Below are 23,152 nucleotides of genomic sequence, written 5' to 3'. Positions count from 1 at the left end.
AGCGTTGGCCCGCGAAGGGACACCGACCTCGCGCTAGTCGCCCGGCGCGGCAGAGCCGTACACCATGGTGTCGACGATGGCCTCGACGGCGGGCCGGGTGACGCTGCCGGGGGGCGCGCTGACCAGGGCGAACAGGGCGCTGCCGTAGAGCGCGATGAGCGCGGGGACCTTCTCGCGTGCGATCTTCAGCCCCAGCTGGTCGTGGTACCCGGCGGTGAAGCGCACCGCGACCTCCTGCAGCCCCGCCAGTGCCTCGGCCAGCGCCGGGCGGCGTACCGCCTCCAGCTGTAGCTCGAAGATCGCGATGTAGCGGTGGCGCAGCGTGGTCGCCGCCGTGAGCAACGACCCGGTCAGCATCTCCACCAGGTCGACGCCGCCCGAGGGTTGATGCTCGGCCGCCCGGTCCATGTCGGCCAGGTGGAGCTCGACCACCCGCTCGGCGGCGGCCACCAGCAGCGCCTCGCGGCTGCGGAAGTAGTTGGACGCCGTACCGGTCGGCAGCCCCGCCGCCTTCTCCACCGCGCGATGGGTCACCCCGTGCACCCCCGAGGCCGACAGCAGGTCGATGGCGGCGTCCGTCAGGGCTTGGCGGCGGGCTGGGTTGGTGGGCGGCACCCGGCCATGCTACCAATAACCGTAGTAGTACGGTCGTAGTGAATGGAGGAACGTCATGCGTGTCGTCGTGGTCGGTGCCGGGCTGGGCGGGGTGGCGGCCGCGGTGGGCCTGCACCGCCAGGGACATCAGGTGACCCTCTACGAGCGGGGCGCCGAGCTCCGCGAGACGGGCACCGGCGTGGTGATCATGCCCAACGGGTTCCGGGCGCTGGAGGAGCTCGGCTACGACATGAGGGGCCGGTCCACCCCCGCCCGCAGCGGCGGGCTGCGCGACTGGCGCGGGAGACCGCTGCTGGTCACCGACGCCGTACGGGCACAGAGCGAGGTCGGGTCGATGATCGTGGCCGACCGGTCGGAGCTGCACCGCGCCCTGCGCGCCCCGCTGCCCGCCGAGGCGGTGCGGACCGCGACGCCGGTGGAGCGGCTGGAGCCCGGCGCGGCGGGAGTGGCGGTGTTCAGCGGCGGCGAGCGCGTCGGCGAGGCGGACGTGGTGGTCGTGGCCGACGGGATCGGCAGCGGGTTGCGCGGGCAGCTGTTCCCCGGTCACGGCGGGGTGCGCAGGATCGGCCGCATGGACCTGCGCGGCACCCTGCCCCGTCCCGCGGGGCTGGACGTGGAGGAGTTGCTGGCGGGCATCCTGCTCGACCGGCGCACCGGGGGGATGTTCGGGCTGTTCCCCGTCGGCGCCGACGGGCTGTACTGGTTCACCGACTCCGTGCTGCCGGACCCCGTCCCCGGGCCGGAGGAGGCGCGCGGGCGGATGCTGGCGCTGATGGCCGACTGGCACCCGGCCGTCCCCGCGCTGCTGGCGGCCACCCCGGCCGACGACGTCCACGTCGACCCGATCGCCTGCCTGGCCAGGCCGCTGCCGACGTTCGTGACCGGCAGGATCGCGCTGCTCGGCGACGCCGCGCACGCCATGACGCCCGACCTCGGGCAGGGTGCCAGCCAGGCCTTCGAGGACGCCGCCGCGCTCGCCCGCCACCTGTCGGGGGCCGGGCCCGCCGAGGTGGCCGGGCGGCTGCTGCGCTACGACGCGCTCCGCCGCCCGCGCGCCAACCGGCTGATGCGGGCCGCGGAGCGGCAGTCGCGGCTGACCTCGCGGACCGGGGCCGCCGCCTGGGCGCGTGACACCCTGCTGCGCGCGATCCCGGCCCGCCTGGCCACCCGGCAGCTCGCCGCCATCTGGCACGCCTAGCGCGGCTCGCGGGTATCCGGGCTCCGGCACGGGCCTGGTGAACGGTTTTCCAGTGGTCATCACGAAATGTCATTTACAGACTCGCAAAAACCTCGTAACCCTCGCGGGCGACCGTGCGCGATCTGATTCGGGTCGTACATGCAAAAACCCCACCAATAGCGGACGTAAGCGCCGCCTGGGGCATTGCGCTCGAAGGGAAAAACATGCGCTTGCACGCGCAGCTCGCCGGAGCCGTGACCGCCGTGGTCGTCTCCACGATGCTCTTCGCCGGACCCGCCCACGCCGACCCGCCCGTATCGGGAACCGGTGAGGACGGTTCCTGGTCGATCGAGACCTCGGAGGGCGGCTACAAAATCACGCTCCGGCTCGCCGGACCGCTCCCGGTACGGGACGCCATACCGGAACTCGCCGTCGACGGCGCCTCGCTCGGCCCCGCCGTGGAGTCGCCGGACGGCACGACCCTGACGATCACCACGTCCGACCCCAGGGCCTCCGCCCCGGCGTCCGTCGACGTGGCCTGGAACGGCGAGGTCCCCTCGGAGGCCGCCCCCACCGCGAGGATCGCCCCCGAGCCCCGGCGGAAGAGGCCGAGCGTCCCTCCCCCGCCGATCGACCCGGCGACCCCCGGCCGCTACACCGTCGTCCACGACGAGTACGACCTCGGCGACACCGCCGTCACCCTGGCGGGCCTCGGCGGCAGGCAGGCCGAGATCCGCGCGAAGGTGTACCTGCCGAAGGAGGCCGTCGGCAGGCTCCCCCTGGTCGTCTTCCAGCACGGCCGCCACTCCGCGTGCTACAACCCCGTCACGCGCCAGACGTCGAACACCACCTGGCCGTGCCCGGCCGGTCAGCAGCCGATCCTCAGCTTCACCGGGTACGACGGCCCCGCCGACGTGCTCGCCAGCCACGGGTACGCCGTCGTGTCGGTGAGCGCCAACGGCGTCAACGCCGCCGACAACCCGTTCAGCGAGGACCGGGGCGCCCTCGCGCGCGGCGAGGTCGTCATGCGCCACCTCGACCTGCTCGCCGACGCGGCGAAGGGGACGGGCGACGGAAAGCTCGTCGAGCTCTTCAATGACCGCCTCGACATGGAGGACATCGGCCTGATGGGTCACTCGCGCGGGGGTGAGGGCGTCGTCAAGGCCGCGCTGCTCAACGCCGGGCGTCCCACACCGTACGGGATCAGGGCGGTCCTCCCGCTCGCGCCCACCGACTTCGCCCGCGCGACCCTGCCCAACATCCCGATGTCCGTCTTCCTGCCGTACTGCGACGGGGACGTCTCCAACCAGCAGGGCCAGCACTTCTACGACGACTCCCTGTACGCCTTCGACAAGGACGAGGCGTCCCGCTCCTCGCTCATGATCATGGGAACGAACCACAACTTCTTCAACACCGAGTGGACGCCGGGCGTGGCCGTCGCACCGGCGAGCGACGACTGGAGCAACCGGAACGACCCGGTGTGCGGCAGCACCGCCGCCCCCGACCGGCTGACCCCGGCCGAGCAGTACGCGGTGGGCACGGCGTACATCGCCGGGTTCTTCCGTCTCGTCCAGGGCGGGGAGCACGAGCTGCTCCCGCTGTTCGACGGCAGCGGCGCCGTCCCGGCGTCCGCCGGGCGCGCGGTCGTCCACACGGTCGCGCAGGCCGAGGCCGACAAGCGCCTCGACGTGGCTCCCTTCACGTCGCCGTCGTCGCCCTTCACGGTGTCGGGGGCCGCGACCGGCGCGATCTGCTCCGGCATGCTGGACCGCTCGCCGCAGAGCGGCGTGCCCACCTGCGCCACCAGGCTGACCACGTCGCAGGCGCCGTCCTGGACACCCGCGACGTACGCCGGGAACGTCGCCGCGACGCCGGTCCTGCGGTTCGCCTGGACCGACACCACCGGCGCGGTGAGCGTCCCGCTGCCCGAGGGGTCGCGGAACGTCAACGGCCGCGACGCGCTGACCTTCCGCGCCGCCCTCGACGAGAACGCGACGGGGAACGTCGACCTGGCGGTCACCGTCGCCGACGGCCGCGGCACGACCGGCACCGTGCTCGTCTCCAGTGTGAGCGACGCCCTCACGCCGTTCCCCGGCGCGGTCTCGCCGCTGCCCAAGACGTGGCTGCGGACGGTACGCGTCCCGACGTCGTCCCTCGGCGGGGTCGACCTGCGTGACGTACGGGAGGTGCGCGTCACCGGCGCGAGCCCGACCGGCGGCGTGTACCTGAGCGACCTCGCGTTCTCCGACGTCCGCGTGGGCAAGGCCGAGCTGGACGAGCTGCCGCAGGTCTCGCTCCAGGGGCTCACCGTTCCCGAGGGCGACGGTCCCGGCGCGGCCACCCTGACGCTGACGCTGTCGGGGCGGAGCAAGAAGCCGGTGACGGTCAACGTCCAGTCGATCGTCAGCGGCACCGCGCCGGTCGTCACGGCACTGGCCCAGCGGGTCGTCATCCCCGCCGGGGCGAGGTCGGCCACCTTCCAGGTGCCGGTCGTGGGTGACACCGCACCGGCGACGGCCCAGCAGTCGTACCAGGTGGTCGCGTCCGTGCCGACGAACGCGACGATCGGGAGTGGTTTCGCCCGCCTCGTCGTCACCGACGACGACGCCCTCTGATCCCGCCGCCTCACACCGCATGACGAACGGGTACGGCTCGCGAGCCGTACCCGTTCGTCATGCGGTGGTGCCGACAGCCCTGAGCTGGGCGTCCGCCGGAAGCGCGGACGGCGTGAACGTATCAGTCCAGCCGCGAAGCGCCTGTGCCGCCTACCTGCGCGTATTCGAAGATGTCAACTCGTTACCTCGCAACAAGGTGCACAACGGACACCTGCGTGTTACAAACCTCATTAGTTAATTGCCGAGACAAACGAAAGGCGGTGCCCGGCGTGACCCAGGATCACAACGTCCCGTACGCGGCCGGTACCGCCCCGCCGACCAGCTCTCCCATGGTGCGCCAGACGAACCTCTCTCTGGTCCTGCGCCACCTGCGTGACAACGCGTGCCAGTCCCGGGCCGACATCGCGGAGGTGACCGGCCTGCACCGGGCGACGGTCTCCAACCTGGTGTCCCAGCTAATCGACCGGCGGCTGGTCAGGGAGGTCGACACCGAGCACGTCGGCGCGGTCGGCCGTCCCCGGCGGCCCCTGGCCCTGGACGGCGCGCACGTCGGCGCACTGGGCCTGGAGATCAACGTCGACTACATCTCGGTCCACGGCTCCGACCTCAGCGGCCGGGTCCTGGTGGAACGCCGGGTCGGCTTCGACGCGATAACCGGCGGGCCGGACCGCGCGCTGCGCGTGCTCGGCCGGATGGCCCTGGAGGCCGTCGAGACGATGGAGCGGGCCGAGGCCGTCCCGGCCGGACTCGGGGTGGCCGTCCCCGGCCTGGTCGACGTGGCGCGCGGCGTCGTCACGTTCGCCCCCAACCTGGGCTGGCGCGACCTGCCGCTGGCGGCGAGACTTTCGGCGGCGCTCGGCCCGTGGAGCGTTCCAGTGTCGGTGGACAACGACGCCAACCTCGCGGCCGTGGCCGAGCACACCTCCGGCGTCGCCGCGGGCACCCCCCATCTCGTCTACCTGACCGGCGAGGTCGGCGTGGGCGGCGGCATCTTCGTCGACGGCAAACTGCTCCGCGGCGCGGACGGCTTCTCCGGCGAGGTCGGGCACCTGCCGGTCGACCCGGGCGGCGACCGCTGCGGCTGCGGGCGGCACGGCTGCTGGGAGACCAAGGTGGGACTGGCCGCGCTGGTACGGACGGCCATGCCCGACCGGGCGTACCCACCGGCCGACCTGCCGGTGTCCGACCCCGAGGAGCACGCGACGGAGATCGCCAGAGGACTGGCCGCGGGTGACCGCCAGATGATGGACGCGGTCGCGCGGGTGGGGCGGTGGCTCGGGCTCGGCGGCTCGATCCTGGCCAACCTGTTCAACCCGCGGGTGATCGTCGTCGGCGGCTACTTCGCGACCCTCGCCGAATGGCTGCTGCCCCACGCCCAGGCGGAGCTGGAACGGCTGGTCGTGGCCAGCTCCGCCAACCGATGCCGGTTCGTCGCCTCCGACCTCGGCTTCGGCGCCGCCTCACGGGGCGCCGCGAGCATGGTGGTCAACCGGCTCATCGACCATCCGACCATGATCATGGATCCACCACCCCGGCTGTCGGTCATCTGACGGCCCCCCAAAGCCTGGAGGCGGCACCCTCCAGCCACTGCAGTACCCAACCTCATGTCACAAGTGGCACCAGCGCGGCGGCGCGCGCTTTGCCTGACACCCCCCAGTCAGGGAAGGAATTACCCCATGTCACCACGTTCTCGAACGTGGGCCAGGCTCTCAACGATCCTGCCGAGAACCGAAACCCGCTCCCTACGCAGGACGGCGACGGCGATGGCCCTGGCCCTCGTCGTGCCCCTGACACCCGTCCTCACACTTCTGGCCTCACCGGCGAACGCCTCCACGGCCCAGACGTCGTCGGCGAACGCCGCCGACCCCGCCTTCAAGGTGCTGGTCTTCTCCAAGACGAGCGGCTTCCGGCACGACTCGATTCCCGAGGGAATCGCCGCCGTCCAGAAGCTCGGCCTGGAGAACAACTTCGCGGTCGACACGACCGAGGACAGCGCCCAGTTCACCGACGCCAACCTGGCCCAGTACCAGGCCGTCATCTTCATGTCCACGACCGGTGACCCCGTCACCACGCCGGACCAGAAGGCCGCCTTCGAGCGCTACATCCAGGGCGGCGGCGGCTTCGCGGGCATCCACGCGGCCTCCGACAGCGGCTACAACTGGGAGTGGTACGGCAAGCTCGTCGGCGCGTACTTCAAGTCGCACCCGGCCACCCAGCAGGCGAAGGTCGTCACCGAGGACCTCGCCCACCCGTCGACCTCGCACCTGCCGACCTCGTGGACCCGCGTCGACGAGTGGTACGACTTCCAGGCCAACCCGCGCAACAACGTGCACGTGTTGCAGTCGATGGACCAGAAGTCCTACACCGGCTCCACGCAGGGCATCGACCACCCGATCTCCTGGTGCCAGGACTACGACGGCGGACGCTCCTGGTACACCGGCCTCGGCCACACCAAGGAGAGCTTCGCCGAGGCCAACTTCACCAAGATGCTCCTCGGCGGGATCAAGACCGCCGCGGGCGCCGAGAAGGCCGACTGCTCGGCCTCGCAGAGCGGCAGCTTCGACAAGGTCACCCTTGACGACAACACGGCCAACCCGATGATGACCGACATCGCCAAGGACGGCCGTGTCTTCTACATCGACCGCCTGGGCGACGTCAAGATCATCAAGACCACCGGCTCGACCGTGACGGCCGGCCACCTGAACGTGTTCACCGCCAACGAGAGCGGCCTGCTCGGCCTGGCGCTGGACCCGGACTTCGACACCAACAAGTGGCTGTACCTCTACTACTCGCCGACGAGCCCGAACGTCGACCGGCTGAGCCGGTTCACCGTCAACGGCGACACGCTCGACTTCTCCAGCGAGAAGGTCGTCCTCGACGTGCCGGTGCAGCGGGCCGAGTGCTGCCACCACGGTGGCGGCATGCTCATGGACCACAAGACCGGCGACCTGTGGCTGGCCACCGGTGACAACACCAACCCGTTCGCCTCGGACGGCTACACGCCGACCGACGAGCAGTCGGGCCGTTCCTCGTGGGACGCGCAGCGCACCTCGGGCAACACCAACGACCTGAGCGGCAAGCTGCTGCGCATCACCCCGCAGGACGACGGCACCTACACCGTGCCGACCGGGAACCTGTTCCCCGCGGGCACGGACAAGACCAAGCCCGAGATCTACGGCATGGGCTTCCGCAACCCGTTCCGCATGGGCCTGGACCCGAAGACCGGTCACGTCATGGTGGCCGACTACGGACCCGACGCCGGTGCCGCGAGCGCCACCCGCGGTCCGCGGGGCACCGTCGAGTGGAACCTGGTCAGCAAGCCGGGCAACTACGGCTGGCCGTTCTGCGTGGGCGACAACACCCCGTACATCGACTACAACTTCGCCACCAAGGCGTCGGGGGCGGCCTACAACTGCGCCGCGCCGGTCAACGACTCGCCCAACAACACCGGCCTGACCAACCTGCCCCCGATGATCCCGGCGGCGATCCCGTACACCGGTGCCACCAACCCGAACTCCTTCCCCGAGCTCAACGGTGGCGCGCCGATGGCGGGCCCGGTCTACCGCTACGACGCCGACCTGGAGTCGCCCGTCAAGTGGCCGGCCTACTGGGACGGCAAGGCGATCTTCGGTGAGTGGAACACGAACAAGATGTTCTCGTTCCAGCTCAACGAGGCCGGCGACGCCCAGATCAAGATCAACCAGATCCTGAGCTCCATGAGCTTCAAGCGCCCCATGGACATCAAGTTCGGTCCCGACGGCGCGCTGTACCTGATCGAGTGGGGCTCCGGCTTCGGCGGCGACAACGCCGACTCGGGCATCTACCGCATCGAGTACGCCAAGGGCACCCGCCCGCCGGTCGCCCGCATCACCGCGGACAAGACCGACGGCCCGGCCCCGCTGACCGTGCAGTTCTCCAGCCAGGGTTCGAGCGACCCGGACGGCAAGCCGCTCACCTACGCGTGGGACTTCGACGGCGACGACACCACCGACTCGACCGAGGCCAACCCCTCGCACACCTACACCCAGGCCGGGCAGTACAGCGCGGTCCTGACCGTCACCAACGCCGACGGCCTCAGCGGCACGGCGAACCTGCCGATCACGGCGGGCAACACCCGCCCGGTGGTGACCTTCGAACTGCCGCCGAACGGCGCGTTCTTCGAGTTCGGCGACCAGGTGAACTACAAGATCAACGTCACCGACGCCGAGGACGGCACGATCGACTGTGACGACGTCAAGATCCAGGCGTACCTGGGTCACGACAGCCACGGTCACCCGCTCGACCAGCACGACGGCTGCGAGGGCACCATCCAGACGCTGTCCGACAGCGGCCACGGCATCGACGACAACCTGTTCTACATCCTTGAGGCCACCTACGCCGACAAGGGCGGCTCGGGCGGCGGCCAGTCGCTGACCGGGCGGGCCGAGGTCATCCTCCAGCCCAAGCGCAAGCAGGCCGAGCACTTCTCGTCGACCGGCCGGGTCGCGGGCGGCACGGGCACCGACGCCCCCGGCGTCCAGACCGAGACAGGCGCCGACCCGGCGGGTGGCGCCCAGAACATCGGCTTCACCAACGACGGCGACTACTGGGCCTACACCCCGATCAACCTGGGCGGCATCTCCCAGATGCGGTTCCGGGTCTCCTCGGCCGGCGCCGGCGGCACCGTGCAGATCAAGACGGGCAACGCCGACACCGGGACCCTGGTGGGCTCGGTCGACATCACGCCGACCGGCGGCTGGCAGACGTACAAGGACGTCACGGTCGACCTGACCAACGTCCCGACGACGAGCGGCCCGCTGTTCATCATCGTGCGCAAGCCGGCGAGCGCGGCCAACGACGCCTACCTGCTCAACTTCAACTGGGTCGACTTCATCGGCCAGGGCGCCACCGACAACCAGCGCCCGACGGTGACCGCGTCGGCGACCCCGGTCACGGGCATCGCCCCGCTGAAGGTCGACTTCACCTCGACCGCCACCGACCCCGACAACAACACCCCGCTCACGTACAAGTGGAAGTTCGGCGTGAACGGCTCGCCCGAGCCGGCCACCGCCAACGCGAGCCACACCTACACCGCGCCCGGCACGTACACCGCCACGGTGACCGTGACCGACACCAAGGGTGCCTCGACGAGCAAGACGATCTCCATCAAGGTGGACCCGCCGAGCACCGCGTGCCTGACCGGTCGTTCCGACGACTTCCTGGGCACCTCGCTCGACCGGGACCGCTGGACGGTCGTCCGTGAGGACCAGAACCTCAAGGTCGAGGACGGCAAGCTCGTCCTTCCGACGTCGCTCACCGAGATCTACGGCTCCGGCCCCGGTAACACGACCAACCTCGTGCTCCAGCCGACGCCGAACGGGGCCTGGACGGCCACCACCAAGGTCACGCTGAACGCCCGCGACATGTACCAGCAGGCGGGCCTGATCGTGTACGGCGACGACGACAACTACGCCAAGATGGTGCTCCAGGCTCGGGGGACCAACAACCACGCCGCCCGCATCTTCCAGTTCATCCGGGAGGAGAACGGCACGCCCAACGAGGTGACGCAGAGCAACACGGCCGAGCTCGGGGACGCCTACCCCGACACGGTGTACGTGCGGTTCATGAGCGACGGCACCAACCTCACCGCCCACTACTCGGCGGACGGCACCACCTTCACGGCGATGCCGCAGAGCAAGGCGCTCGCCGGGATCACCAACCCGAGGATCGGCCTGTTCGCCCTGGCGAGCACGGGCAACCGCCCGGTGGTCGACGCGTCCTTCGACTGGTTCCACATCACCCCCGACGACACCGCGGGCAACCCGGAGCCGAGCGACGAGTTCAACGGCTCGTCCATCGACACCTGCCGCTGGAACGCGATCGTCCGTGGTGACAGCTCGGCCGCCCGGGTGACCGGCGGCAACCTGGAGATCGACACCCAGACGGGCGACATCTTCGGTACCGGCAACACCGCTCCGAAGAACTTCATCCTGCAGACGGCGCCGAGCGGCGACTGGACGCTGGAGACGAAGGTCGACGGGTCGGCGCTCAACGAGCAGTACCAGCAGGGCGGCCTGATCCTCTACGCCGGTGACGACGACTACGTGAAGCTCGACTACGTCGTCGACAACACCGCGGGTTCCGCGGTGTCGCGGCGGATCGAGCTGCGCAGCGAGGTCGCCGGAGTCGTCCAGGACCCGCAGCCGCAGATCGGCTCGCTCACCCAGGGCGTCTGGCACCTCCGCCTGAAGAAGGAGGGCACCAGCTTCAAGGGTTCCTACTCCGCCGACGGCACCGCGTGGACCGAGTTCACGCAGGCGGTGACCAACACCGCCGTCGGCAGCGGCAAGATCGGTGTGTACACCATCGGCACCGCGCAGCAGGCGTCCAAGACGGTCAAGTTCGACTACTTCCGCCTCAACGGTGGCGGCGGTACGAACGACTCGACCGCGCCGGTGACCACGGCCACCCCCGACCCGGCCCAGCCGGCGAACGGGTGGTTCACCAGCCTGATCCTGGTCACGCTGGCCGGCGCCGACGAGGCGCAGGGCAGCGGCGTCGACAAGACCGAGTTCCAGCTCGACAACGGCGCCTGGACCACGTACCTGGAGCCGGTGGTCGTCACCGGTGACGGCAACCACACCGTGGCGTACCGTTCCGTCGACAAGGCGGGCAACGTCGAGGCGACCAAGACGCTCGCCGTCAAGGTCGACGCGACCGCGCCCACCACGACCGCGGACTTCCTCCCGGTCGGTCAGAACACGGTGCCGGTGACCCTCGCCGCGGCGGACGCGACGTCCGGCGTGGAGAAGATCGAGTACGCCCTCGACAGCGGCGACTGGACGCCCTACACCACGACGGTCAACGTCACCGGTGTCGGCGACCACGAGCTGCGCTACCGCGCCACCGACAAGGCCGGCAACGTCGAGGAGACCAAGGCCGCGACCATCAAGATCGAGGAGGGGGGCACCCAGCCCACCATCCTCATCTCCGGTGTCGCGGACGGTACCGAGTACGGCGACAGCCAGGACCTCACCATCGCCTGGGAGGTCTCCGGAGCCGGGATCAAGACCGTGACCGGCAAGCTGGACAACCAGGCGTTCACGTCCGGTACCGTCCAGCAGCTCCACAAGCTGGCCCTGGGCGACCACACGCTCACCGTCACCGTCGAGACCGAGTCCGGCGGCACGTACGAGCAGTCGGTCGCGTTCAAGACGGTCACCTCGACCGACGACATCTCCGCCCTGATCGAGCGCTTCGAGGCGGCCGGGCAGCTGACCGCCACCGGTGCCGCGAAGCTTCAGGACAAGATCTCCAAGGTCATGGTGTCCGAGGACAAGGAGCGCGAGCGCGACAAGAAGAAGATCGTCAAGAAGCTTGAGCGCTTCATCGAAGCGGTCAACGACCCGAAGATCGTCTCCAACGCCGCGGCGAAGGCCACGTTCCTGCGTGACGCCAACGCCCTGATCGTCGCGAACGGCGGCACGCCCGTGTAAGTGGGGCCACGGCCCCGACCCTGGGGGTGCCGGGCTCCTTCCCTGAGCCCGGCACCCCCGATGGATCCGTAGTCGGGGTGCCCCACAGCACGGGGCACCCCGTTTCGCACTCCGGCGTCGGCGGGTCCGCCGGACCCGCCGACGCCGAACCCACCACTGAACCTGTCACCGGACCCACCGCCGAACCCGGAAGGGAACCACGACCCATGAACAAGGCCCTGAGGTACGCCGCGGCCACCCTGCTGGCCGGGCTCGGGCTGCTGCTCGGCGCCCCGGCCGCCACCGCCGCCCCCTTCACCTCCGCTGCCTCCGCCGCGCCCGGCTCGCCCATCGCCCTGGAGGTCGCCGGGGACGGCGCCCGCAACGTCAACGTGCTCTTCACCTGGAAGAAGGACGGCCGCCCGGTCACCGACATCGTCGCGGCCACCCTGCTCGCGAAGGCGGCCGACGGCCGTACCTTCGGCCCGATCCCGCTGAAGTCGGCACCCGAGGGCCAGAACCTCTACAACGCGTCCGAGCCGCTCCCGGCGGGTGAGTGGAAGGTCACCGTGACCGCCACCAAGCCCGCCGAGGCCCGCAAGTCGGCGACCGTGAAGGCCCAGGACATCAAGCTCCCCGCGGCGGCGGCCGCACCGGCGTCCAGCACGGCCCTGGCCGAACGCGCCGCCCAGGAGAGCTCCTCGGACAACGACCTCCCCCTCCAGATCGCCATCATCGCCGCCGCGGCGCTGGCCGCCGTCGGGGTCATGGTCGTCCTCGTCCGCCGCCGGAACGTCTCCGGCTGACCCCTGGGGGCCGGAGGATCACCGTGCCCCCGGGGCTCGAACCCCGAACCCGCGGATCGAAAGACCGACCTGAGACCGCCAGGGAAAGGCCAGTACAGGTCAGAGGCGACGCGCGGTCTTTCCTGACCGGCCGTGCTCGGCCTTGACGGGCGCGGCGGCCTGGACGGCGACCACGCCCACAAGATGCTCAGCGATCAGCGCGGCCCGGCCTTACAGATCCCCGATATGCCACCTCTGGGCATCCTCATTGATGTCACAGCCATTCGCGATCAGGTCCGTACCATTTCGCGTGGCGTTACCCGCGAATTCCATGCAAAGCCCTCGGCCATTTGGGGCGCCTGCTCCACGGCGTAGTCCACCTCGGTGGCCATGTCTCGATCGCCCTTGGCGGTGACGGCTCCGGGAAGGCGGGGGTCCTCACGATCTCGGCGGCGATGGTGACGGCCTGCCCGGCGATCGGCAGGAGTGCACGGGCCCGACGTCCTGAGCACGGTCCACAACGCCGGGCGCTCCCGGACGGCCGCCCCGCTCGACGCGATGGCCTCGGCCGGTGGCGTTCGGCCGCCTCTCGTTTTCCACGATGATCCACAGGACCCGCCCAGCCGACACGGCTCGTTTACTTGTGCTCCGGCCAGTTCACGCGGTAGAAACGTATCAATTCCTTCAACCCTTGATACAAGTCTTGCACCCCTTTGAGAGAGCGCTCTCACGGCCCGGCGGTGTCGGCCGCCGTCGAAGGATCTCACCCCCCGAATAACCGCTGCACACGCAGCGGAAAGGACGAACCGTATGGCGACCAAGCCTCCCGGCTACGAGAGTGTGACGACGCGACGCCCGCGCCGTCGGCGGATCGGCCGGGCCTTAGCGTTCGGTCTCGTACTCGCGACCGCCGTCATGACGGCCGGAACACCCGCCACCGCCGCATCGCCGACCCTCAGCGCCCCTGATCTCGGGCCGAACGTCACCGTCTTCGATCCCAGCATGCCCGTCAGCTCGATCCAGGCGACCCTCGACGCGAAACACGCCGCCCAGGTCGACAACGAGATGGGCACCACCCGCCACGCGTACCTCTTCAAGCCCGGCACGTACGGCACCGCGGAGCAGCCGCTCCAGATCAAGGTCGGCTACTACACCGAGATCTCCGGCCTGGGCGCCTCGCCCACCGACGTCGTCATCAACGGCAAGGTCGAGGTCTACAACCGCTGCCTGGAGGGCGGCGGGACCGGCAACTGCCTCGCGCTCGTCAACTTCTGGCGCACCCTGTCCAACCTGTCGATCAACATCAACGCGGCCGGCCAGGACGGCTGCCGGGGGTCGGCGAACTTCTGGGCCGTCTCCCAGGCGGTGTCCCTGCGGCGTCTCAACATCAACAGCGGCACCCTGTCGCTCATGGACTACTGCACCGCCGGGCCGCAGTACGCCAGCGGTGGCTTCATCGCCGACTCCAAGCTGCCGTCCGTCACGAACGGATCGCAGCAGCAGTGGCTGACCCGCAACAGCGAGGTCGCCGGTTGGTCGAACGCCGTGTGGAACCAGGTCTTCTCGGGCGTCGTCGGCGCACCGGCCGAGTCCGGGTTCCCGAGCCCTCCCTACACCACTCTCGACACCACTCCCGTCAGCCGGGAGAAGCCCTACCTGTTCGTCGACGAGCAGGGCAACTACAACGTCCGCGTGCCCGCCGTCCAGAAGAACTCACGCGGCATCACGTGGGCCAACGGCATGACCCCGGGCTACACGCTGCCGATCAGCGACTTCTTCATCGCGAAGCCGTCGGACTCGGTGAAGACCATCAACAACGCTCTCAAGAGCGGCAAGCACCTGCTGCTCACCCCCGGCGTGTACGACATCGAGAAGAGCATCGACATCGAGCGCCCGAACACGGTCGTCCTCGGCATCGGGCACGCCACGCTGACCGCCGTCAACGCCTCGACCCCGATCGAGGTCGACTCCGTCCCCGGCGTGATCGTCGCCGGTGTGACCGTCGACGCGGGTCTCAAGAAGTCGCAGGTCCTGCTGAAGGTGGGCAAGAAGGACAAGAGAAGCCACAGCACGGCGGACAACCCGATCACCCTGTCCGACGTGTACTTCCGCGTCGGCGGACCCCACATCGGCAGGACCAACACCGCGCTTGAGGTCAACAGCGACCACGTACTCATCGACCACACCTGGGTGTGGCGCGCCGACCACGGCATCGAAGGCTTCACCGACACCCAGCGGTGGAACACCAACACCGGCCGCAACGGCGCCATCATCAACGGCGACCACGTGACCGCGACCGGCCTGTTCGTCGAGCACTTCCAGCGGCACAACACCATCTGGAACGGCGAGGACGGCACGACGATCCTCTACCAGAACGAGCTGCCGTACGACCCGCCGACCCAGGCCGACTGGATGGACGGCGACGTCGAGGGCTACGCCGGTTACAAGGTGGGCAGGAGCGTGAAGCGGCACCTCCTCTACGGCGGCGGGGTCTACGTCTTCAACCAGAACAACCCGCAGATCCACACCGAGAACGGCTTCGAGGTCCCGCAGACCCCGGGCGTCAAGCTGCACCACATCATGACCGTCAACCTCAGTGCCGGAGTGATCGACCACGTCGTCAACGGCGTGGGCGACGCGGCCGACATGACGAAGGTCGGCGCGCCGGTGTACATCACGGACTACCCGGCCCCGTAGGCCCCGCCCCGGTGGGCCGGAATCTCCGGACCCGGCCCACCGGGGACTTCGCAGGCAACTTGTTCGTACGGCGGGATCCGGCCAACCGTGGGATCCCGCCTCACGCCGTTCCACGCTGTTTCCCGTGGGATCTGGAACGCCTGTGGCACGCCACCGATACCCGGATGGACCGCAGGAAGAGCTGGCCAGCTCGGAGTAGAGCAGTGAAGCTGCTTCACCGCCACGGACGACAACCCGTTAGAGCCCGAATATGGCCAGAGCGGCGAGACCGAGGCTCATGGCCACGAATGGAAGCGTTCTGGGCTGTCGGGCCGCCTCTCGCCGTGACGAGATCACCAGCGTGGCGCCCACGGCCAGAGCCAACAGCAGGTGCAGGCCGTACCACCAGAGAGTGGGCACGCGTTCCAGGAAGGTCCCGGTGAGCAAGTCGTCGGCGGCGCCGAAGCCGGACAGCCCGCCGAGCACGCCCAGGCCCAGCACCGCGAGTGCGTACCGGAAACGGCCGAGCAGAGCCCAGACGACGGTCCCGATGAGGAGCAGGATCGAGGAACTGTAGTGCAGTTGCCGCATATACAGCCCCGACCGCACCTCGTAACTGATGTGCAGGATCGAGTTGTAGGCGGTGCTCATGGTGCCCCCCCGCAGCGGCTCGTAGGGGCCGCTGTAGGAAACGATCTGGTTTCCGGGCGTGTAGAAGAAGGCCAGGAATCCGCCGGTGAGCAGGACAACCGCGAAACAGTAGATCAGCATCTCGCCCAGCAGCTGCATTGTCCGCTCCATGGGCACATCCCATCAAAGGGCAGCCCAAGATCGTGGTGTGAGCGCCGCCTCCACCACGGCAGCCGCTCACCCGCGCACGCTGGGCGGCGAACAGACGATCGTCTGCACAAGGGGCGGTGATCAGTCCTGTTCTCCGATGAGCCGAGGTGGAGCTCGTCAGCAGCCTGGTCGTCGGAAGAAGGCTCTGGGATGGTCACATGACCTCCGGTAAATAGAGGACCGAAGGTTGGTCACCTTCATGTCCGCCGGGGAGGGCCCTTGCCCGACCGGGGAAGGCGGATAGGGCGATGGCGGCGGGTCGCGTGAGGCTCACCGAAGCCAGAGCTCATATCGCTGTGCCTCCTCGGAGCAGTTCCTGCTGCGCGAGACGGGTGGCCAGTTCCCGAGGCGCGTCGGCCTCCACGGTCCGGTGGAGCGGCGATTCGTCTGCCGCCTGCTCCTCTGTCAGTGGCTGGCGGTGAGTGCCCAGCCATCGGCCGTGGGCACGCCAGATGGTCCAGTTCTCGAATGCCTCGCTGAGGATCTTCGTCCACTCGTCGTCGTCGATGGGCAGGTTCGGGTCGGCAGTACGAGGCTCATACGGGTTCGCTCCAGTTTCGTCTTAAGGAGGTCTACGAGGGAGTGAGGGGTGTCCGCAGTCAGCGTGTGCGGCGCCACCGTGTTCGCTCCGGCCAAGGTGGCGCACCAGCGGCCGAAGTCGGTCCGCCAGATACTCCAGAGGGGGAACCGGAGCGCGATCATGCTTCGAACAACGCCCGCCCAAGCTGTGCGGGCGTCGGCTTCGGTGGTGTAGCTGCGAGCCCCCGCGAGTTCCCGATCGCGATAGGCCAGGTGGATCAGGTCGACGTCCCGAACCGTCGCCGCTTCGGCCGTGTCCCACGTGATGGAGGTCAGGCGACAGGGGTGCCGGAGGATGCTGTTGGAGATGCCGCGCCAGAATGCCTGCTCAGCCTGTTCGAAGGTGGAGTACGGCGTGCCCTGGGACACGGTGGAATTGACGAGGACGACGGTCGGTTCCGGGGCGTCGATCAAGTGCCAGCGCTCGTCCCGCCAGGTGTAGGACAGGCGAGCATGGTGTGCCGGATCATGAGGGACAGCAGCAGGCATGGGCGCTCCAAAGTGACGCCGTATACAGGCTTAGCAAGTTTGTATACGAACTTGCCCGACCGTGTACGGTGCTGTCAAGCCAATCTGAGGTTCAGGGGGTAGAAGTGACCGAGAGGCCACACGCCTATCTCCGCGTGGCTGATCATCTGCGTGAACTGATCACCTCGGGCGAGCTCGTCCCGGGCATGAAGCTCCCGGCTCAGCGAGTGCTCGCCGAGGAACACAAGGTCTCCGACATCCTCATCCGGCGGGCGCTGGAGATTCTCCGCAATGAGGGGCTGATCGAATCCCGCCAGGGCTCCGGTACGTACGTCCGGGAGCGCCCGCCCGTACGGCGCATCTCCATGGATCGCTACCTGGCCGACTCCGGCCCTCAGGAGCAGCCCCAGACGTCGTTCACGTACGACGCCGGGATCACCTGGTCGCAGTACCGGTTGGACAAGGCGTACCGGTGGATCGAGGCGGACGAGCGCCTTGCCGGTCTGTTCGGCATCGATCCCGGCGCCCGGGTGCTTGAGCGCCGGTTCGTCTTCTACGCTTCCGGCTCGCCGTCCCAGATGTCGCGCTCGTGTCTCCTAGCCGCCGACGTTGAGGGCACTCCTGTCGCCGATCCGCACAATGAGCCGTGGCCGGGTGGCAACATCGGCCAGCTGCGGACGCTCGGCATCGAGGTCGACCGTGTCGCCGAGGAGACCGCAACGCGGATGCCGACGCCGGAGGAGGCCGAGCTGCTCGGGATCGCGGCCGGAGTGCCGGTCTTCACCATCACCCGATTGATGTACTCGGGCGAACGCGTGGTCGAGGTCGCGGATCCGATCGTCATCCCGGGCGACCGCGCCGTGCGGGTGGATCGCATCGTTCTGTAGGAGACGCGGGTCGCCAGCCGATACCGAGCATGATCGAGCTTGCACAGCCTCGCTGCCGCTTGATTAGGCAGAGGGACGACCGGGACGGCAAAAGCGGCCCCACACACTCCGAACGCGGGGCCACCTCCCAGGCGGGCACCTGAGACTCGAACTCAGAACCTGCGGATTAAAAGTTGACAGTATTACTGTCGCCCAATGCCGCAGAGTGTCTATTTCTGTTAGACCGCCCGGATTTGCCACTGTCAAAGTGTTCGCTGGTAGTGCGCAATGCCCCCTGTGCCACGTACCAATGAGCAACCGCCGAGCACCAATCGTCGCCCTGATCGGCTTTGCCGAAACAGGTTGAGCTGCCTTGGCTATCTCGGCTTGAGGCTCTGTGTCGCCAAATTTGGCCAGCTGGAGAATTGCGTATTTGGTAAATCTTCCGGACGCCACACGGTCAATCCTCGTCCTGCCATTGGTGGGCCCTTTGCGTTTGAAGCGCGGAAAGACAACGGGCAGCCCGCGCTCGGCCTGTCAGACCTCGGCGAACGCGGTCAGCCTCGCCGCGTCCTGCCAGGCCACGCACATCCCAACGGCCTCGGCGACGGAGGCCGCGCCCAGCGGGGTGGCGCCGGGGCTTCCATGGAGGCAGGCCAGTCCGGTCTCGGCAATGTCCGGGTGAGGGGACAGTTTCAGGCACCCTCGGATCGTCTGGTGGTGGGAGGCCAGCATCGCGGCGACCTTCTGGGAGCCTCCGAGCCGAGGGTCCTGACCGGAACGCAGAAGCCGCTTTTGCGCGGGTGGAGGACGTGGGCCCGGCTGTGCGGCATGGTGAAGTAATCTCCGTTCGTTAGTTTCCGTTCCGTGGACATGCCGATGCCTCGCAGGGGGTGTGAGCGGGACCATGATCGCGTTCGGATCTTGGACAACGTAGCGATCACGACCGACAAATCCGACTGATCGGGGATTGGCACCACACGCGGGACCTTCGGCGCGCAGACTTGTTGTCATCTCAGTCTGAGTCTCACACGGGGGAAATCATGGATCCGATCTTTGGGGAGATCGCACTTGCGGCACTCGGCGGAGCGACCGGCGCATGGGGACAGGCGGCCACGACCGCCATGTGGGAGCGCCTGAAGAACAGATTCGGGCAGGAGCCGGAGGTCGGTGACGTACTGGACAGACACGACGCCGGACCGGAGGCCGTCGCACTTCTCACCGCGGCGCTGCGGCGCGACGCCATCGCGGATCCGGGGTTCCGGGCCGAGATCGAGGCTTGGTGGACGGCCCGCGATCCGTCCGCATCGAACGTCGTGGAGAACTCGACCGGGTTGAACGCGCCCGGTTCGGTATTCACCGCACCAATCACCATGAACTTCGGCCCGGCGGCAGACGCGCGGGGAGACGCGTAAGTGCACAACAACGTTGAAGGGTCCAGCGGACTCAACGCCCCGGGAAGTGTGTTCAACGCCCCCGTCCACCTTTACTCGGACTGGAGCCCGAAAGACAGGATCCCGGCGCCGGGTGAGCTCCTGCCCACCGGCTCCGTCCAGCCGCCGTACGGCTATCTGCCGCCGCAGCTCCACGGCCGTGACAGACTGGTCCAGGAACTGGTGCGCTCCGGACGCAACCGACGCATCCACGTCCTCAGCGGAATGGGCGGCGTGGGGAAGACGGCGGCGGCTCTGACGGTGGCGTCCATGATGGAGGAGAAGGGCCATCGCGTTCTCTGGATCGACGGGTCGTCTCTCGACGGCGCGGCCGCCGGATTCCGCCACGCGGCGCTCCTCGCCGGCGCGTCCCCCGAAGCGGCCCTTCACGCGTGGCGGGAATCCATGCAGCGGGCCGCCGACCTCCTCTGGCATCACCTGGCCGGCTGGGATAAGCCCTGGTTCCTGGTCATCGACAACGCCGACGACCTGGACGTCCTGACCTGCCCCGGATCCCAGCTGTCGTCGGGAACAGGGTGGATACGTCGGCCGGTCGGGCGATGCCAGGGCATCCTCGTCACCACGCGGGACACCAACAAACGCGTGTGGGGGAACAGGCTCGCCACGTTCCACGGCGTCCAGGGCGTCGACGAGACCAGTGGGGCCAGGATCCTCCTGGATCTCGCCCCCACCGCGGGGGTGATCGCCGAGGCGAGGAGGCTGAGCATCCGTCTCTCCAGCCTTCCGCTGGCCCTCCACCTCGCAGGGTCCTACCTGGCCGAGGCCAGTGAAGATCCGCTGGCGACGGCGCGAACCTTCGCCGACTACTTGGACGCCGTATCCCGGTCTCCGCTGTTCCTTGACGTCCACGAACCCGAATCGGCCGGCGACCTGCGTTCCGGCGAGGAACGCGCGCGGCACACGATCGGCAGAACCTGGGAACTGTCCCTGGACCTGCTCCGACGGCGTGGGGTCATGTCCGCGCCCTGGGTGCTCCAGGTCTTGTCGTGCTACGCACCCGGAATCCTCCTCCCCCGCCATGTGGTGGTTCCAGACGCGATCACGGCTCACCGGCCCGGCGAAGCCGGAGCCGATCAGATCCGTGACGCCATATACGGCCTGAAGAGGTTCGGGCTGCTGGGCGTCGCGGAGCATGGCGCCGAACCGCGATTTCTAATGTTCCGGCTGGTCGCGGAGGTGACGCTCGCCTCCCTAAAGCACCGGTCACCTGACCAGAGAGATGTCTGGGACACCGCGCGTGGCCTCCTCCTGCGGTGCACACCGTCGCACGGCCGGGATCCCGCGCTCTGGAAAGAGTGGGATGAGGTCGTCTCCCACTGGCGCAGCATCATCGATCATGAGCAGAGCTGGACGGTCCCCGGAGCCTCGAAGGATCTCCTGTCCACCGCAGAGTCGGCCATCAGCTACCTTCGGTCGCGAGGTGACTACGTCGCCGCGAGCGAGTTCGGCCGGTCGGTGGTCGACAGGGCGGTGGCCCACGGCGAACCCGAGGAAGCGCTTCGAGGTGTCCACTACCAGTCCATCCTGATTCTCCGTGATTCCGGCGACCTGCTCGGCGCCGACGAGGGTTTCCGGGCCCTGGCAGAGAAGAACGCGACGTCCTTCGGAGAACGTGATCCGCGGACGCTGGCCTGCCGTTACGAGGCGGCCGCGGTGATGGCCCGACGGGGAGAGCACGCCGAAGCCGTCGCCGAATTCGACGAGGTCATCTCGGGCGAAACCGCCGTCTTCGGGGAAGACGCCCATTACACCCTCCTGAGCCGGCATGATCGAACGCTGTCGCTGACGGCTCTGGGCAGATACGACGAGGCGGAGCGCGAGATGCGCACCATTCTCGATCTGTTCACGAGGCTCGCCGGAGAGTCGGATCCCGACACGCTGGCCAGCAGGCACGAGCTGGCGGTCATCCTCCGGAACAAGCAGCAGCTGGCCGAGGCGGAAACGGAGTTCCGCCTCGTACTCGAAGCCGAGACGAAGGTTCTCGGGGAGAAGCATCCGTCGACCCTCAAGACCCGCCTAAACCTTGCCCTGACCATGCAGATAGCGGGCGACGACGCATCGGCCGAGGCCGGACTGCGGGTACTGCTCAGCGACGCGGAGGAGGTTCTCGGGCCCCGGCATCCCGACACCTTGGAGATTAGGCACGCGCTTGCGACCTGTCTGGTCCGCTCGGGCAGCGCCAACGTCAAACGCGCGGAGAAGGAGTTCCGGAGCATCCTCGACTTCCAGGGAGCGCAGCTCGTTCCGCACCACCCGACCGTCCTGGTGGGGCGGGGCAATCTCGCCGCGACGCTCAGACTCCAGGGCGACTATGGCGAGGCAGTGGCTATCTTCAGGGACATCCTGAACATCCGCGAAAAGCATTTGGGCCCGGAACACCCACTGACACTGGCGACACGGTACGAATGGGCGACCGCCCTCGGCCATAACGGTGACCACCTGAAGGCCGAACGTGAGCTGAAAAGAGCCCTCAAAAAGCTACAAAACGCCTTGGGCCCGGATCATCCGTCATGTCTGGCGACGATGGTGGCGATCGGCTCCAACCTCCTTCTCCAGGGAAAACTCAAAGCCGCGGAATCCCAATTGAGGCTGGCCCTCTCGGCCTGTGACCGCAATCGGGAGAACACGAAGATCGAGGCCCGGAACATCCACAACGACCTGGCCGCGACTCTTCATGCGGCCGGAAAGTGGAAGGAGGCATCCGCGCTCTTCCAGGAGATCCTGAGAGGCGGCGACGGCGCCGACATCGAATCCGAGGCGGTTGAATCAATCAACGGCCTGGCCCTGACTCTCAAGGACCTGGGCCAGATCGACGAGGCGGCGGAGCTCTACCGGAGACTGCTCGACTCCGCCGCCGTAAGTGGGCCGGACAGTCGGCCGATGGTTCTGACGCTGCGGCACAACCGCGCGGTGGTCTGGCGGTTGCAGGGGCGGGTGGACGAGGCCGAAGCCGAGCACGTCTCGATTCTCGGCGAACTGCGAAAGAGTTTTGGGGAAGAACATCAGAATATTCTCAGTTCACGCCATTCATTGGCGCGGGCCTGGCAGGAGCAGGGGAAATCAGCGAAAGCCGAGGCCGAGTACAGAAGCGTCCTGGAAATACGGCGCAATAATTACGGTGCGGAGCATCCGTCCACCATCTACACGTGGGGAAACCTGGCCTTCCTGCTTCTTGCCACCGAACGCTTCCCCGAGGCCGAAGCCGAGTACCGCAGAACCCTTGAGGTGTGCAGGAGGCGCCTGGGGAAGAACCATCCCGAAACGCTCACCACGGAGAACAACCTGGCGATCACTCTCATGGGCCTCGGCGAGTTCGCCGAGGCCAGAGTCCTTCTGGAGCACGCTGTCAGGGCCAGATCCCGTCTGCTCGGTCCGGAGCACCCGGACACCCTCGAAGCACGCGACCGCCTTGCTTGGGCGCTCCGGCACCTCGGCCTAAGCGCGCCGAAGGCCTGGCTCCGCTGAAGGGCCCGGCATTGGAACTGGGTGAGCAGCGGCGGTCGGGTGGATTCGAACTCTGAACCTACGGATTAAAAGTGGAGGGCTTCCTATGCAGCGTGTGGTGCCGTGACCTGAAGTTTCGCGCCACATCGGGTGTGACGTGCCGAGACCGTTCCGCCTAT

Annotated in this window: 14 protein-coding genes; 10 read left to right on the top strand and 4 right to left on the bottom strand. The window is 68.3% G+C overall.

What is annotated here, in order from left to right; genetic code table 11:
* Positions 1-33: 33 nt before the first annotated feature.
* Positions 34-615, bottom strand: coding sequence for a TetR/AcrR family transcriptional regulator (locus tag ACW9TB_RS12735; RefSeq protein WP_472748179.1), 582 nt, complete (start codon positions 613-615; stop codon positions 34-36).
* Between the two features lie 55 nt (positions 616-670).
* Between ACW9TB_RS12735 and ACW9TB_RS12730 the strand changes: the two genes are divergently transcribed.
* The 7 genes from ACW9TB_RS12730 (at position 671) to ACW9TB_RS12700 (ending at position 15,343) form a co-directional block, all read left to right on the top strand.
* On the top strand, positions 671-1,813 hold the full coding sequence (locus ACW9TB_RS12730; protein WP_472748178.1) for an FAD-dependent monooxygenase: 1,143 nt from the start codon (positions 671-673) through the stop codon (positions 1,811-1,813).
* Between the two features lie 203 nt (positions 1,814-2,016).
* On the top strand, positions 2,017-4,407 hold the full coding sequence (locus tag ACW9TB_RS12725; protein ID WP_472748177.1) for an alpha/beta hydrolase: 2,391 nt from the start codon (positions 2,017-2,019) through the stop codon (positions 4,405-4,407).
* A gap of 269 nt (positions 4,408-4,676) precedes the next feature.
* On the top strand, positions 4,677-5,957 hold the full coding sequence (locus ACW9TB_RS12720) for an ROK family protein (protein WP_472748176.1): 1,281 nt from the start codon (positions 4,677-4,679) through the stop codon (positions 5,955-5,957).
* Between the two features lie 126 nt (positions 5,958-6,083).
* Positions 6,084-11,882 (top strand): ThuA domain-containing protein, encoded by a 5,799-nt coding sequence (locus tag ACW9TB_RS12715; RefSeq protein ID WP_472748175.1) that lies wholly within the window; start codon positions 6,084-6,086, stop codon positions 11,880-11,882.
* A gap of 206 nt (positions 11,883-12,088) precedes the next feature.
* Positions 12,089-12,667, top strand: a complete 579-nt coding sequence (locus ACW9TB_RS12710) for a hypothetical protein (protein WP_472748174.1) — start codon at positions 12,089-12,091, stop codon at positions 12,665-12,667.
* 132 nt (positions 12,668-12,799) lie between these two features.
* A complete protein-coding gene (locus ACW9TB_RS12705; protein WP_472748173.1) occupies positions 12,800-13,021 on the top strand; it encodes a hypothetical protein in 222 nt (73 codons plus the stop codon).
* Positions 13,022-13,456: 435 nt separating this feature from the next.
* Positions 13,457-15,343, top strand: a complete 1,887-nt coding sequence (locus ACW9TB_RS12700) for an adenylyl cyclase (protein ID WP_472748172.1) — start codon at positions 13,457-13,459, stop codon at positions 15,341-15,343.
* A gap of 237 nt (positions 15,344-15,580) precedes the next feature.
* Here ACW9TB_RS12700 and ACW9TB_RS12695 read toward each other — a convergent pair whose 3' ends face one another.
* Together ACW9TB_RS12695 and ACW9TB_RS12690 are read right to left on the bottom strand one after the other, a co-directional pair.
* A complete protein-coding gene (locus ACW9TB_RS12695) occupies positions 15,581-16,123 on the bottom strand; it encodes a hypothetical protein (RefSeq protein ID WP_472748171.1) in 543 nt (180 codons plus the stop codon).
* A 444-nt stretch (positions 16,124-16,567) separates the two neighbouring features.
* The gene (locus tag ACW9TB_RS12690; RefSeq protein ID WP_472748170.1) at positions 16,568-17,230 is read right to left on the bottom strand and encodes a hypothetical protein; all 663 of its coding nucleotides are present in this window, start codon (positions 17,228-17,230) and stop codon (positions 16,568-16,570) included.
* A gap of 134 nt (positions 17,231-17,364) precedes the next feature.
* On the opposite strand from ACW9TB_RS12690, the gene ACW9TB_RS12685 reads away from it, so the two are divergent.
* Positions 17,365-18,096, top strand: coding sequence for a GntR family transcriptional regulator (locus ACW9TB_RS12685; RefSeq protein WP_472748169.1), 732 nt, complete (start codon positions 17,365-17,367; stop codon positions 18,094-18,096).
* 516 nt (positions 18,097-18,612) lie between these two features.
* On the opposite strand, the gene ACW9TB_RS12680 is transcribed toward ACW9TB_RS12685, so the two are convergent.
* Positions 18,613-18,810, bottom strand: a complete 198-nt coding sequence (locus tag ACW9TB_RS12680; protein ID WP_472748168.1) for a hypothetical protein — start codon at positions 18,808-18,810, stop codon at positions 18,613-18,615.
* 308 nt (positions 18,811-19,118) lie between these two features.
* Between ACW9TB_RS12680 and ACW9TB_RS12675 the strand changes: the two genes are divergently transcribed.
* Positions 19,119-19,490, top strand: a complete 372-nt coding sequence (locus tag ACW9TB_RS12675; RefSeq protein ID WP_472748167.1) for a hypothetical protein — start codon at positions 19,119-19,121, stop codon at positions 19,488-19,490.
* On the top strand, positions 19,491-22,994 hold the full coding sequence (locus ACW9TB_RS12670; RefSeq protein ID WP_472748166.1) for a tetratricopeptide repeat protein: 3,504 nt from the start codon (positions 19,491-19,493) through the stop codon (positions 22,992-22,994).
* Positions 22,995-23,152: the final 158 nt, after the last annotated feature.

The organism is Streptosporangium sp. H13245 (assembly GCF_055690525.1).
The sequence above is the reverse complement of the archived record's forward strand: the minus strand, read 5'-3'. Positions and strand labels throughout refer to the sequence as shown.

Coding starts and splice junctions, on each gene's coding strand:
- ACW9TB_RS12730 (WP_472748178.1), top strand. CDS start 671: ATGCGTGTCGTCGTGGTCGGTGCCGGGCTGGGCGGGGTGGCGGCCGCG.
- ACW9TB_RS12725 (WP_472748177.1), top strand. CDS start 2,017: ATGCGCTTGCACGCGCAGCTCGCCGGAGCCGTGACCGCCGTGGTCGTC.
- ACW9TB_RS12715 (WP_472748175.1), top strand. CDS start 6,084: ATGTCACCACGTTCTCGAACGTGGGCCAGGCTCTCAACGATCCTGCCG.
- ACW9TB_RS12710 (WP_472748174.1), top strand. CDS start 12,089: ATGAACAAGGCCCTGAGGTACGCCGCGGCCACCCTGCTGGCCGGGCTC.
- ACW9TB_RS12700 (WP_472748172.1), top strand. CDS start 13,457: ATGGCGACCAAGCCTCCCGGCTACGAGAGTGTGACGACGCGACGCCCG.
- ACW9TB_RS12695 (WP_472748171.1), bottom strand. CDS start 16,123: ATGGAGCGGACAATGCAGCTGCTGGGCGAGATGCTGATCTACTGTTTC.
- ACW9TB_RS12690 (WP_472748170.1), bottom strand. CDS start 17,230: ATGCCTGCTGCTGTCCCTCATGATCCGGCACACCATGCTCGCCTGTCC.
- ACW9TB_RS12680 (WP_472748168.1), bottom strand. CDS start 18,810: ATGCTGGCCTCCCACCACCAGACGATCCGAGGGTGCCTGAAACTGTCC.
- ACW9TB_RS12675 (WP_472748167.1), top strand. CDS start 19,119: ATGGATCCGATCTTTGGGGAGATCGCACTTGCGGCACTCGGCGGAGCG.